Origin of the sequence: Bradyrhizobium sp. CCBAU 51627, assembly GCF_028128765.1 — a bacterium.
Lineage (GTDB): Bacteria > Pseudomonadota > Alphaproteobacteria > Rhizobiales > Xanthobacteraceae > Bradyrhizobium.
Genome location: NZ_LBJG01000024.1, coordinates 534,288 through 548,027 on the forward strand (window position 1 = coordinate 534,288; position 13,740 = coordinate 548,027).

At 59.9% G+C, this 13,740-nt stretch carries 11 protein-coding genes; 10 read left to right on the forward strand and 1 reads right to left on the reverse strand.

Annotated elements, in window-relative coordinates; translation table 11 throughout:
- The first annotated feature begins 1 nt into the window (after position 1).
- The 10 genes from XH88_RS17415 (at position 2) to XH88_RS17460 (ending at position 12,654) form a co-directional block, all read left to right on the forward strand.
- Positions 2-832: a lytic transglycosylase domain-containing protein gene (locus tag XH88_RS17415; RefSeq protein WP_271670372.1), complete on the forward strand. Its 831-nt coding sequence runs from the start codon at positions 2-4 to the stop codon at positions 830-832.
- 385 nt (positions 833-1,217) lie between these two features.
- Positions 1,218-2,981 (forward strand): relaxase/mobilization nuclease domain-containing protein, encoded by a 1,764-nt coding sequence (locus XH88_RS17420; RefSeq protein ID WP_271669505.1) that lies wholly within the window; start codon positions 1,218-1,220, stop codon positions 2,979-2,981.
- A 36-nt stretch (positions 2,982-3,017) separates the two neighbouring features.
- Positions 3,018-5,003: a conjugal transfer protein TraG gene (locus XH88_RS17425; protein WP_271669506.1), complete on the forward strand. Its 1,986-nt coding sequence runs from the start codon at positions 3,018-3,020 to the stop codon at positions 5,001-5,003.
- Between the two features lie 5 nt (positions 5,004-5,008).
- Positions 5,009-5,434 carry a CopG family transcriptional regulator gene (locus tag XH88_RS17430; protein WP_271669507.1) on the forward strand — a complete coding sequence of 142 codons (426 nt, stop codon included), beginning with the start codon at positions 5,009-5,011 and terminating at the stop codon, positions 5,432-5,434.
- A 542-nt stretch (positions 5,435-5,976) separates the two neighbouring features.
- Positions 5,977-7,581, forward strand: a complete 1,605-nt coding sequence (locus tag XH88_RS17435; RefSeq protein ID WP_271669508.1) for a S8 family serine peptidase — start codon at positions 5,977-5,979, stop codon at positions 7,579-7,581.
- Positions 7,582-7,632: 51 nt separating this feature from the next.
- Positions 7,633-8,871 carry a hypothetical protein gene (locus XH88_RS17440; protein ID WP_271669509.1) on the forward strand — a complete coding sequence of 413 codons (1,239 nt, stop codon included), beginning with the start codon at positions 7,633-7,635 and terminating at the stop codon, positions 8,869-8,871.
- A 24-nt stretch (positions 8,872-8,895) separates the two neighbouring features.
- Positions 8,896-9,363 (forward strand): Rieske (2Fe-2S) protein, encoded by a 468-nt coding sequence (locus tag XH88_RS17445; RefSeq protein WP_271530255.1) that lies wholly within the window; start codon positions 8,896-8,898, stop codon positions 9,361-9,363.
- Between the two features lie 35 nt (positions 9,364-9,398).
- A complete protein-coding gene (locus tag XH88_RS17450; RefSeq protein WP_271669510.1) occupies positions 9,399-10,715 on the forward strand; it encodes a YCF48-related protein in 1,317 nt (438 codons plus the stop codon).
- A 77-nt stretch (positions 10,716-10,792) separates the two neighbouring features.
- The gene (locus XH88_RS17455; protein ID WP_271669511.1) at positions 10,793-12,250 is read left to right on the forward strand and encodes a hypothetical protein; all 1,458 of its coding nucleotides are present in this window, start codon (positions 10,793-10,795) and stop codon (positions 12,248-12,250) included.
- A 38-nt stretch (positions 12,251-12,288) separates the two neighbouring features.
- Complete coding sequence (locus XH88_RS17460) at positions 12,289-12,654, forward strand: hypothetical protein (protein WP_128948371.1); 366 nt, start codon at positions 12,289-12,291, stop codon at positions 12,652-12,654.
- A gap of 272 nt (positions 12,655-12,926) precedes the next feature.
- Here the strand turns inward: XH88_RS17460 and XH88_RS17465 are convergent, their stop codons facing one another.
- On the reverse strand, positions 12,927-13,265 hold the full coding sequence (locus tag XH88_RS17465) for a KTSC domain-containing protein (RefSeq protein ID WP_271669512.1): 339 nt from the start codon (positions 13,263-13,265) through the stop codon (positions 12,927-12,929).
- Between the last annotated feature and the right edge of the window lie 475 nt (positions 13,266-13,740).

A 13,740-nucleotide genomic window follows, 5' to 3' on the forward strand; every position in this document is an offset into this window, starting at 1 on the left:
CGTGCGTATTCGACGTATTCTCCTCGCCATTCCCTTGTTCGATCGGTCGCGGGATCATTCCTCCGTCGCGAGCGATTTCTGCAACGCTGGTGCGAGCCCGACAGCGTGCTTGGGTCGGTTGGGCACGCGCGTTTGTGCTGTCGTGCCCTTGCTGCTTCTTCTGACCGCGTCCGACAGTGATGCTTTTGCCCAGAGCGCATCAGAGGGACATTCGGCGATCAGTCAGACCGCTCACCCATTTGCCGGCTTCATCAATGAAGCCTCACTACGCTTTGCAATTCCGCTGAACTGGATCCGATCAGTCCAAAGCATCGAGAGTGCTGGTGACGTGCACGCCAGATCGCCAAAGGGCGCAATGGGCCTGATGCAAATCATGCCGGCGACTTGGGCGGAACTTCGCGAGCGCTACAATCTCGGGAACGATCCCTACGACCCGCACGACAACATTCTGGCCGGCACGGCGTACTTGCGCGAGCTGCTCGACCGGTATGGCTCGCCTGGCGTGTTTGCCGCGTACAACGCGGGACCATCTCGCTATGAAGAGCATCTCGCAGGAGACTCTTTGCCAGACGAGACGCGAGCCTATGTCGCAAAGCTTGCAAATCTGCTTGCCATCGAGCTGCCGCCGAGGTGGTCGTCCAGCGGACAGTCATCAGCAGCTGCCACGCTAGTCGCTACGCGATCCGATCTCATGAAAACGCGAGATCGGTCGCTGGCACTCATGCCGTCGAGCGGTGTCACGACCGCAATCTCGGCGCCCGATGTTTCGCCCATGGTCCCTCGGCCTGTTGGCGTGTTCGTCCCTCGATCGGATTCGGGAGCATCGCAATGACCAAGTGTGCGGGTTCGCAAGCTGATGGCGTTTGGGCGATGCCTTCGGCCCGCGCTCTACTCGTCGCTTCGCTCCTCACCGAGCCACCCTACGGGTGTCTCGGCCCTTCGGGTAACGATCGCTATCGCAAGCGCTCGGAAGCAGTCGGGGCTTCGCGAGTTGGCTGCCAAGTTGCGGCGGCTCTTTGGGGAACCGGGGACCGGGAGACCACGACGGCAGGACAGCGAGATAAAAGGGGCTCGCCGGTCGAACCGCAAGCCATTGGCATGGCTTGGGTTCTTGCGTGCCGGTCGGTCGGGGCGCGTGCCGCGCCTGGCATTTTGACGAATGCAATCAAAGGCGTTTTCGGCACCGTGCGCGCTTTTGATCGTTGGGAGGCCCTGCCGTGAGCGTGGGCGACAGCGACCTGCGTGTTCGGCCTGGGCGCATCCGCAGCACTCGCTCGCCTAAGCCGAAGAGCTTCATCAACCAGGTGCTGCGGGCGGCGAACAAAGCAGGACACACCTCGGGTCAGACCGGGACCGGCAGGCGTTCGGCGGCCTATGGGCGCTCGACGTTTGGCCGCGGGCGCCTCGCATTTAGCCGCAGCCGATTGTTCAGCCCGACGCGGCGCGTCGTGGTGAAGGCGCGTGTGGTTCGTCACAAAGGGCGAGCCTTCCGTTCAGCGCCACTGACCGCCCACCTCTCATATTTGAAGCGCGACGGCGTGACCCGGAGCGGCGAGCGGGCCGAGATGTTCGAAGCTGGCAGCGACCGCGCCGACAGCGCGGCTTTCGCGGACCGGTCCAAGGACGACCGGCATCATTTCAGGTTCATCGTCTCGCCTGAGGATGCGGCGGACATGACTGACCTGAAAGCCTTCACGCGCGATCTCGCCAGACAGATGGAGAGTGATCTCGGCACGCGGCTCGATTGGATGGCTGTCGATCACTGGAATACCGACAACCCTCATGTTCATCTTCTCGTTCGTGGAGTAGATCAGGAAGGTGCGGATCTCGTGATCTCTCGCGACTACATCAGCCGAGGCCTGCGCGCGCGCGCCGAGGAATTGGTCGCCATTGAACTCGGTCCAAAACCGGAGCACGAAATCCGCAATTCGCTGGAGAGCGAAGTCACGGCGGAACGATGGACGCGGCTCGATCGGGAGATCCGGCTGGCGGCCGATGAGACCGGCCATATCGATCTACGTCCCGAAAATCCCGGCAGGCCCGATCCCGAGATCCGGCGCCTGATGGTCGGTCGCCTCCAACACCTGGAGAAGATGGGCCTTGCCGCTTCCGCCGCACCAGGGGAATGGATGGTTGGGCTTGAGGCCGAGCGTAGCTTGCGCGACCTCGGTATGCGCGGTGACATTATCAAGACGATGCACCGCGCCTTCACAGAGCGTGGAGAAGTCCGCGGCGTTGCCGATTTCATCATCGAGGGAGGGCAGCCGACGTCCCAGATCATCGGACGGCTGGTCGACCGTGGACTGCATGACGAACTGACCGGAGAGGCCTATGCCCTGATCGACGGAACAGACGGGCGGGCGCACCATGTGCGCTTTCGAGGCTTAGAGGCTTTCGAACATGCACCGCCGGCCGGCGGCATCGTCGAGGTCCGACGCTTGGGTCAAGCAGGCGGTCCGCGACCGATCTTGGTGCTCGCGACCCGTTCCGATCTCGATCTCGGTGGGCAGGTCACCGCAAAAGGGGCCACGTGGCTCGACCACAGGCTGGTCGAACGCGACCCGATACCGCTCGCCATGGGTGGATTTGGCCGCGGGACCCGCGACGCCATGGAAGCCCGTACCGAGCATCTGATCCAGGAGGGCCTGGCGCGGCGGCAGGGCCAACGCATCATCCTGCAGCGCGATCTCCTGGACACGTTGCGCAGACGCGAACTGGACGAGGTGGCAGCAAAGGTCTCGGCTTACACCGGCCTGCCTCGCGTGAATGCCGCCTCCGGGGAGCATGTGGCGGGCACGTATCGCCAGCGCCTGACGCTCGCCTCGGGACGCTTCGCCATGATCGATAATGGGCTCGGGTTCCAGCTCGTGCCCTGGTCGCGCGAACTCGAAAAGAGGCTCGGCCAACACGTCACCGGCGTCGTGAAGGACGGCGGCGGCATCGAATGGGGCTTTGGTCGGAAGCGCGACCTCGGCCTCTAGCTATCTCGCCAATTCAGTTGCAGAAGGGCGCTCAGAATGTCCGGAACCAAAATCCTCTGGGGACAGGTGATCGTTGTCGGCCTGATCGTTTTGCTGGCCATCTGGGGAGCAACCGAGTGGACGGCCTGGCGACTTGCCTACCAGCCCGAGCTTGGACGGCCTTGGTTCGAACTGTGGGGCTTCAAAGTCTATTATCCACCGATCTTCTTCTGGTGGTGGTTCGTCTTCGATGCCTATGCCCCGCAGGTCTTTGTCGAGGGGGCCTTCATTGCGGCGTCGGGGACCTTCGTTTCGATCGCGGCGGCGATCGGCATGTCGGTGTGGCGGGCGCGCGAAGCCAAGAACGTTGAGACCTATGGTTCGGCGCGCTGGGCTGGCGCGGAAGAGGCTCGAGCGGCCGGACTTCTCGGTCGGGATGGTGTGGTGCTGGGCAAGCTCGATCGCGACTACCTCCGCCATGACGGGCCGGAGCACGTGTTGTGTTTTGCTCCCACCCGGTCCGGCAAGGGTGTCGGACTCGTCGTTCCCTCGTTGTTGGCATGGCCGGGCTCGGCCATCGTGCACGATATCAAGGGTGAGAACTGGCAGCTGACCGCGGGTTTCCGCTCGTGGCATGGCCGCGTCCTGTTGTTCGACCCGACCAACCCGGAATCCTCGGCTTACAATCCGCTGCTCGAGGTCCGGCGAGGGGAATGGGAGGTTCGCGACGTCCAAAACGTGGCCGACGTCCTGGTCGACCCTGAAGGCTCCCTCGACAAGCGGAACCATTGGGAGAAGACTAGTCATTCGCTCCTGGTCGGCGCCATCCTCCATGTCCTCTATGCCGAGGCAAACAAGACTTTGGCCGGGGTCGCCGCCTTCTTGTCCGATCCGAAGCGGCCGATCGAGGCGACGCTGAAGGCGATGATGACAACGCCGCATCTTGGCGAGCAGGGCGCCCATCCCGTGGTCGCCTCGACCGCGCGCGAACTCCTCAACAAATCCGAGAATGAACGTTCCGGTGTTCTGTCCACCGCGATGTCGTTCCTCGGACTTTACCGCGATCCGGTCGTGGCCCAGGTGACCTGCCGCTGCGACTGGCGGATCGCCGACCTGATCGCAGATAGCCGCCCGACGACACTTTATCTCGTGGTGCCGCCCTCCGATATCTCGCGCACCAAACCGTTGATCCGCCTGGTGCTGAACCAGATCGGCCGGCGCCTGACCGAAGATCTGCACGCCCGCGACCGCCGGCATCGAGTCCTGATGATGCTCGACGAGTTTCCCGCACTTGGGCGGCTTGATTTCTTCGAATCCGCGCTCGCCTTCATGGCTGGGTACGGCATCAAGAGTTTCTTGATCGCGCAGTCGCTCAATCAGATCGAGAAGGCCTATGGGCCGAACAACGCAATTCTCGACAATTGTCACGTCCGCGTCAGCTTTGCGACCAACGACGAGCGGACCGCCAAGCGGGTGTCCGACGCGCTGGGCACGGCGACCGAGATGCGGGCGATGAAGAACTATGCCGGACACCGGTTGAACCCTTGGCTGGGGCACCTAATGGTTTCGCGGCAGGAGACGGCAAGGCCGCTCTTGACCCCAGGTGAGGTCATGCAGCTTCCGCCGATGGATGAGATCGTCATGGTGGCGGGGACGGCGCCGATCCGGGCGAAGAAGGTCCGCTACTACGAGGATCGGCGATTCACAGAGCGGGTACTGCCGCCGCCTGATCCGGCGACGGCTGGCCAGTCATCGCGAACGGACGGATGGTCAACGTTCGGAGCGTCAAAGCCGGCGGGGAGTCCAACTGAAAAAGCCGCGAAGGCCGAGCAGGACACGGCGAATAGCGGACTCCGTCGTGAGCCCGAACTCCCCGATCACGTCGCGATCGCCAAGGAAACGAGCGAGCCAACGCCAGCCGAGGAATTTTCCGCCGTGCTTGACGATGACGAGGACGCGGTCCGCCAGTCCCGGCTTATACGTCAGATGCGCGGTGTCGCCCGTCAAGTCGCCATGGATCCGAATGACGGTATGGAGCTCTGAGGCATATGCGCGACCGGATGAACGTCTACTTCCCACCAGAGCTTCTGAAACAGATCTCGGAGCTCGCCGATCGCAAGAAGCTTTCCCGGTCTGCCATTGTGGAAGCTGCGGTCGCCTCCTTTCTTTCACCCGACGGAGTGGACAGGCGGGAGGCAGCGTTTACCCGTCGCCTGGATCGGCTTTCCCGTCAAGTGCAGAGGCTGGAGCGCGACGTTGGTTTGACGGCGGAGACCCTGGCTCTTTTCATCCGCTTCTGGCTAACGATCACGCCACCATTGCCAAACGAGGCGCAGGCGGCCGCACAAGCCAAGGGCAGGGAGCGCTTTGAAGGCTTTGTCGAAACGCTCGGGCGTCGGCTTCAAAAGGGACAAGGCTTCTTGCGCGAGATTCCTGAAGATATCCTCCGTGAGGAACCGGCCGGCGAAACGTGACCGAGCATCCCGGGTATGTTATCACGCGCCTTCCCTTCTTTTCCACACCAACCTGCGACCACAGGAACCGGGCGTAGCTGGCAATGAGCTCGACGCGCTATCGGCTCGAACAATCCGTGCTTTGGTCGCCAATCAGCTCGGTTTTGGTGCTGCTGTTCCTGGGGTGCCTGCCTAAGTCTGTTTGCCGATGTTTCGTGGCTGCTCAATCCCTGCCGGCATTTTGTCGGAGCATTATTGCGCCCGTCGCGCGCCCAAGTGTCGCGGTCGATCTGCGTCTGCGTCGACAAAAATCATTAGACAAACTCCAGATCACAATTTAGAATTGTAGTAAACGATCGCATATTGGACGGGCTAACTCCTGAATTGTTGGTTTGCTGCTGCTTTGAAAGTCTTTGAACTTCTTTGAGCGTTGATGGCTGGTCGCTACGCGCGCTGATGTTGAATTGCTTTGCTTCCGAACGGACAGTGCGACGCCGAATGCTGTGATCGCTGATCAGGATAACGGCGCTCGATCTTACTGACAGATATTCGGCGGTTGATCCGTGAGTAATATTTTGAATCTTCGGTACGGCGGCGGCTCGCTCGCTCTGAACAAGAGCAGCACCCTCGCAGCTGTCCATTCCGGCTCGTTGCTTCAGCCCGCTGCAGAAAATCAAATCGCTTCTCGCTCCGGTTCGTATCAAATCCGGAAGCGCAGCGACCTTGGAACCATCAAGGCGCTCGGAGACGAAACGCGAAGGGATTCGAAGAGCCTCGAAAGTACGATCGGCAGGCTGTCACGTCCCGCGGAAATTACCAACGTCTATCACAGCTCTCCCGATATGGTGCCTTTCGTTCCGACCGGAACGGTCTATCTCGAATTTCATGAAATGGCCGATGAGCAGACGAGGAATGAACTGATCACCCGGCACCACTTAAAGCTGGTAAGACGGGAATTCGACGGCGGGTTGACGCTTCGTGTGGACGATCATCGACGGGACGCAGTCGAAGTCTGCACCGCCTTGCAGCAGGAGCCATCAGTCAGGATCGCCGAGCCCGACCTGTCGACAGAGGGTGAGGTGAAGGGCTTTGCCGTCCCGAACGATGCCCTGACGGATCACGAGTGGTACCTCGAAAATACCGGCCATAACGGCGGCGACGCTGGCAATCTGAAAGCTGGCGCCGATGCGCGAGTGATTGCCGCATGGCGTCTGCTTCAAGGCTTCGGTTCTCCCGATGTGGTGATTGGAATTATCGATGACGGCTTCGACTTGAGCCATCCCGATCTTGCGGATCGATCGGTGCATCCCTGGGACTTTGCGCGCAATGCGGCCAACGTCGCTCCCGAACCCAACCTCACGTCGCCGCAGTTGGGAAACTGGCATGGCACGGCATGTGCCGGGATTGCCATTGGGGCCGTCGGCGCCGGCAAAATCGTTGGCGCCGCTCCTGGATGTTCCTGGATACCGGTGCGCTGGTCGAGTCTGGAGCCGATAGAGATCGCGAAATGGTTTGACTATATGCGTGAGCACGGAGCATCGATCGTCAGTTGCAGCTGGGGCGCTCGGGCGACCAACTACCCACTGTCGACGCGGGTTGCCAAAGCAATCAGCCGTTGTGCCACCGAGGGGCGTGAAGGCAAGGGCAGCATCATCGTCTTTGCCGCCGGTAATGAAGGCCGTGACGTCAATGACCCGGCCCACAGCAGCGTGAATGGATTCGCCATCCATCCAGAAGTCATAGCGGTCGGCGCTTCCGACAGCCTGGATGAATATGCTTCCTATTCGAACACCGGCAAGGAAATCTGGATATGCGCGCCCTCGAGTAGTGACAGCGGTCGTGGTGTTACGACTGCCGACGTGACCGGAGAATTCATCGACTCGATCGGAGCGACGCGCCCTTTGGGCTATGTGCCAGGTGATTACAACGAACACTTCGGCAAGACGTCGAGCTCCTGTCCGCTGGTTGCCGGAATCTGCGGGTTGGTGCTGAGCGCCAATCCAGGACTGACCGCGGCGGAGTGCCGCGAGATCCTCAAGCAGACCGCGCGTCGGATCGGTGATCCTGGTTCCTACGATGCTGATGGCCATTCACGACTCTTTGGATACGGATGTGTTCACGCCGAGGCGGCGGTTGCCGAGGCGAAGGCCCGGTTGTTGCAGGCTTAAGCCAATCCGCTGCCTGCAGATCAAGTGTTTGCCCCAAGGGCGCGAGTTGTAATGCAGGAGGAAGTTATGTGGGCATTCCGGGCTTTCGCGATGATGATCGCCGTCAACGCGAGCTTGCATTCGGTCAGCGCGATGGCACAGGAGGCATGGAAGGAACCGCAAGATTCCGCCGCCGCGGTCACCGATCCGGACCGGTACGCCTGGCGGCTTTTCGTGGCCCTCAATTGGCCGGCAAACGTTAAGCAGAGGGCACCGGATTCAACCAAGAAGTTCGGAGATGCGGCACCGGGACCGGTCGTTTGGGAAACCTGGCGGAGCGCCAATAACAATGCAGCCGATACGGCTTACCCCATCGACGGTTCTGACCCCGGCACCTGGCTCGACAAAGAAACGCCCGCCGACAAACCTATCGCTGGTCTAGACCGTGGCGCGGAGCAGCAACGAATCCTGCTGGAGTCGATGAAGCGGGGGAATACACCGCTGCCGGCATTCGAAGAGGACATCGCAAGAGCCTTAGAGAACGAAGAGACCGTCAACGAGACCAGATTAAATCAGGCAACGTTCGAATTTGTGAGGTCAAAGAAGCTCTACAACGTCGACGAACAGATCAAGCTGTTTACGAACCGGGTCCAGACCATCGACTTTCCGCTGGCAGCCAAGGAAGTGAAGGCGCAATGGCGCGAGATCCAGGAGGCCGACAAGCCGCGCTACCACTGGGTCAAGTCCGACAACGGCAAGATCTATGGACTGACGGCGCTCCATATCACGACAAAGGATTTACCGAAATGGCTTTGGGCGACCTTCGAGCACATTGACAACAAGATTCCGGAATCCCAGGGCGGGCGCAAATTCAATATTGGCTGGAATCTGAAGTCGGTGGATCACTTTGCTTGCCCTCAGGCGCCGCATGATTGTGAACAAGCGCCGGCCAATATCGGTCTCGAAGGCACCAAATGGGCAAACTACCGGCTTCGCGGAACGCAGATCGATTTCGTCGACAGCCGCGGCAACATCACGCTGCTCGCGAATTCGCAGCCCGAAGGCGGCTTCCAGAACACGTCGTCCTGCATCACGTGCCACGCCCGGTCGACGATCGGCGCAACGGCACGCATGTCGGTCTTCAAATGTCAGGGGCAGGGTTCGACGGGTATGCCCAGCCCGGCGTGGTTCGTCGACCCGGCCAACAATCTCAAGTTCGTGCAACTTGACTTTGTCTGGTCTCTTTTCCGAGCTCGACGGGCAAATCATAGCGGAGCTCCCCCGGCTCAGGACCCGCTCTGCTCGAATTAGATCGTTTTGCCTAGGGAGAATGAGATGACAACGAACATTCCCGGTTTCGTACAAACCATCAAAGTCAACGATTTCCTGCCGGGTGATCCACCAATCGACATAACTGACATCGTTCGTCAGGCGGATAGCGGCGCAACTCCGCGGATACTTGCGCGGTTAGAGACGGATAAGCCAGATGGAGAGCAACCGCCGTCACCGCCAAAGTTCTTTTCGATTGCACGGCGATGCACGCATGCCGGCTGCAATATCCTCAAGGGCAGTCCGAACTGGGCGACGGCTGACCGGCCCATTGTGTTCAGCATGCTTGGGGAGGGTGCTACGGCTTATCCGGTCATCCAGTGTCCGTGTCATGGCAGCAGATTCGATCTGACCAGTGGCAAGCGCTTGCTGGGTCCGGCGCCGCCCGGTGCCAATCTGGCTCAATTTGAAACCAGGATCGAGACGGTGGGCGAAGATTCCTTTGTGTTTGTGGCGATAAACGCCATGCCCTGACGGGACGAGTTGGCGGTATTTGGAGGAGGCTGACAATGGCAGCAGCTTTGAAATGGACGGCGACGGGGGCGACACCCAGCCAGCGTTACGACGATGTCTGGTTCTTCAATCCCACTGTCGGATGGGCGGTCAACAGCTCGGGATACGTCCAGAAGACGACCAACGGCGGACAGACATGGGAGACCAAGTTCAAGACACCTATCCTCCCCGGGACTAATCGGCCGGTCTACCTTCGCTGCATGGCTTGGCCGAGCGAGCAGGTGGGGTGCGTCGGAACGCTGACAACCGAGCTCCGCCTCTATCGCACCACGGATGGTGGCGAACACTGGAATCCGGTCACTCTACCGGCCGCCGCGCCAAAGAAGGTCTGTGGATTGTATGCGGTAGATCAGTCCGTCATCTACGGTTCGGGGACCAACGATCCCAGCGACGGAGCTGCAGTGATCAAGAGCAGCGACGGAGGAAATAGCTGGATCGCGATCGACATGTCAACGCACGCGTCGAATTTGATCGACATTTACTTCCAGACCAGGGAACGCGGCTGGGTAGTCGGCGGCTTCTCCGACAAGGCGCAGCCCACATATGATGACGTCAAGCCGGTGATCCTCTTTACTGAGGACGGGGGTGAGACATGGGTCGACCGTCTGAAAGACATGCGCTCCCAATTTGTGGAGGGCACCTGGGGATGGAAGATTCAGTTCCTGAATGACCGGCTCGGATTTGTCTCGCTGGAGAACATGACACAGGCCTTCATTCTCAAGACCGAGGATGGCGGCAAGACTTGGTCGAAGTTTTCGGTACACGGCAATGCCAATATTGAAGGCATTGGCTTCCTCGATTCATCCACCGGTTGGGTCGGCGGGTGGGGCGATGAGGACTTTGCCTCGGGCAAGAGCAGCGTCACGAATGATGGCGGCCAGAGCTGGCAGAATGCGGATTCGATCGGAAAGTTCATCAATCGATTTCGCTTCTTCGGCAACCCCGTCAATCTCGGATACGCCGCGGGACGGACCATCTACAAATATGCACCGGACGTGGCAATCGAAGGCGTCGCACCGGTTGCCGTTGCCGCCGCCGCCCGCGCGGAAACCGAAAGCACTCCGTCCTACGACAAGCAGGTGCCGATCAGATTCCAAGTCCCCGCCGGGAGCGAGCGCGCAACGCTCCATATCTGGAATCGCTTCGGCAAGGAGATGCGAACGCTGATCGATGAAAAGAAGCCCGAAGCAGGGTCTCGGGAAATGGTGTGGGACCGCAAGGACGACCGCGGAGAGGCGGTTCGCCATGGCGTCTACATCTATCGCGTGACGGTCGACGGGAATGCAGAGAGTGGCGTGTTCGCGTTGCGCTAGCCGAGATATCACGCGGAAGGCGTAATCTGTATCTGTGTCGGGCGATTGTGTAGTGATGATCTAGGGAGGGATACGTGATGCAAACGCGCTTTGTCGCTGCCGGAGCTCTCCTTGCCACAATTCTCATGAATGCTCACGCCGCATCGGCGCAGGGAGCGCCGGATGTAACGCCCAGGGTGCTGCCGGACCGGATCGACGATGTACCGGACGCTGATGGGAGCCCGTTTCCGCGCTTCGACAATTTCAGTTGGCGGGCCTTCATCGCCCTGAACTGGCCGGCGCTTGAGGGGCCTGAAAATCGCGGCATGCCGGACCGGACCAAAAAGCCGGGTAGTAGCGGACCGCGCGTGTGGGAGACCTACAAGGCGCGCTACGAGGTTTTCGCACCGGGGGCGCCAGAACCGAAGGGCTGGACCAGTTACGAGGGGGCGAATCCGTGCGGCGGGGTCGACAACAAGACCAAGACACTGAGCGCATTCAGTCATTTTGCGGACTACAATCAGGCATCATTCGTGCTGGGGAGGCTGGCTAATCCGCTGATCGACCAGAGCAAGATGTATACGCGTTATGAGGTCCGCTTTAGCCGCGAACAGTTTGAGTCGATCGTGGATCCGAACAACAAATGGTACATCAAGCAGAATTTGCCGACGGCGGCGAAGCCTGGGACTTTCAAGGATGGCTCGGTTGAGATCAAGGCCGCCTGGCGCGTGCTCAATCCTGGTGATGGCACCGTTCGCAGCCGCTTCTACATCAACAAGGCGATGGTGTTCGATCCGGTTGCGACGGATCAGCAGGGGACAGTCGTCTGCAATGAACATGAAATTGCGCTGGTCGGATTTCATATCGTCATCAAGACGAAGTTGAGGCCACAATGGATCTGGAGTTCTTTCGAGCACGTCGACAATGTGCCGCCCAGGACTGACGAACCCGATGCCAAGGCCGTGCCTGTCCGATACTCATTCAATTCCGGGTTGCCGCCGCAGGTAGTGTCGCCGATGCCGGCGCCAGGGATGATTTCCGAGACCAACCGGCCCGACCCGAATTTGAAGATGCAGGTTATCCGCGCGCAACCGATTCAGCCGGAAACGATGCAGATGAATCGGAATTACTGGAATCTCCCTGACATCAAGGAGACCGTTTGGGCCAACTACATGCTGGTGATGACGCAGTGGCCGAGAGTACCGGGCACGCCCGGCATCGGCAACGCGGGAACGCCATTTCCGACCGGTGTTTCATCCACCCTCGCGAACACGACGATGGAGACCTATCAACAGAGAAACGGCAGAAGCTGCATCGAGTGCCATCAAGAGGTTTCCAACTCGCTGGGCAGGGATTTCGTTGCCTTCATGGGCTTCGACGCTACAGATCCTGTGCAGCAGGCGATCGCCGCGACAGCATTCCGGGCCAGTTCCATCCGTGCTGCGAATGCAACCAGGAACTCGCCGAGCCTGGAATCTGTAAGGGGTCCGTCGCGAACTGCACTGGATGATGATCCATCGGTGCAGGCTTTGGTCCGGGTCCTTCAGGAGCCGTGAGATAGAACGCCGTGATGTGCTGAACAGGAGGGCGAAGAATGGCCGGCAAGATTAATACATACGGGGAGTTTCAGGACTTCATGGACGCCTGCTGCGTTAAGGTCCAGGCCGATCCAGACCTCTCGGGGCATGGGCGGTGGTGGCGGCAGATGGATCACAATGAGTTTGTCACCACCGGCGAGGTCAAACATCGGCGCGTAGTGGTGGTTGGCGATCCCGACAATTCAGTTATGGTCCAGGCGCTGCGAGGCGTCCCGCCGGACTTTGCCGACGATCCCGGCGCATTGTTTGGCCGTATGCCGCAAAATGCTGCGGCATTTTTCGATGTGGCCGATATCGACGAAATCGCAGACTGGATCAAACGCGGATGCCCAAACGGCGGGGGTGGCGTACCGGCTTCCTGACATGGTGACATTTCTCGGGAAGGGCTGCTCCGGGCGAGTCCGTTCGTGTGCTTCAGTACCTTATTGAGCGCGGTCCAGGCCGGACGGAGGTCGAGCTGGCCAAGGCAATTCATGGTGACAAAGGATATCAGCGACAGGTCAACCAGGACCTGGTGTTGTTGCTGGGAAAAGCAACCGTCACTCGGCGCGGTGAACCATGGCGATACTATCCCGCCTGACTTTTTCCGCTTCGGAATGCTTCAAGGCCAAGGTAGCTGGTTCTGCCTGCGGTCTCAGTAGCCCGGCACGCGATCCGTCCTGCAATCGTATGGACCGTCCTTACCCGTACCCTCAACCCTCGTATCGTAGAAATGGCCCGTGGACGGAGCGGCGAGCCATTCGTCAACAATCGGCTTCGGCATTTCGAAATAGTGGTAGTAGGTCGTTTTGAGCCGGACGACGACGTACTGATTTGAAGCGTCGTAGCAGAGCCTGTTGACGACACTGCTCCGGGTGATGTCCTGGCAAGTGAAGGGTTTGAGTTCAACCGGCCCGCGATACTTCACATCGACAGACTCTGCATCGGCCCAGGTGGCACTCATCAAGAGGAAGATCAGAGACAGGTGGCGCATTGATTTGCTCATTCATTCGAGTGGGCTGCGACTGTAAGCCTCTGGCCGCTGGCAACGTGATCGGCCCATCCGATGCACGTTTTGTCGCCCTCGATTGCTGGGAATCTACGGTGACAACCCATTCCATGCTGTTCAGTTGGAGGCGGAGATCTTGCGCCGCGCGCACGCTCAGCAGCGCGCTGGGCCGCACCGCGTATACGTGGACGACGACGCAATTCGTCCAAGTCATGCTGAACCCTGACGATCGGCAGTGGATCAACGAGCCTTGGCAGGCCGAGTGAAAGAAGTGAACGGTTCTGCTGCTGACAGCGATCGAATCCTTGACGTGGTGAAGCACGATGTCGGGCGAAGGTCTCACTGGGACCCCGTTTACAAGAGCGGCAGGCTTGTCGGCTAGATCTGGGAGATATCTTTCGTCACATCAAAACAGCGGCCTGATTGCCCACGTGGACGAGTTGCTTCGCCGGTCCTTTCT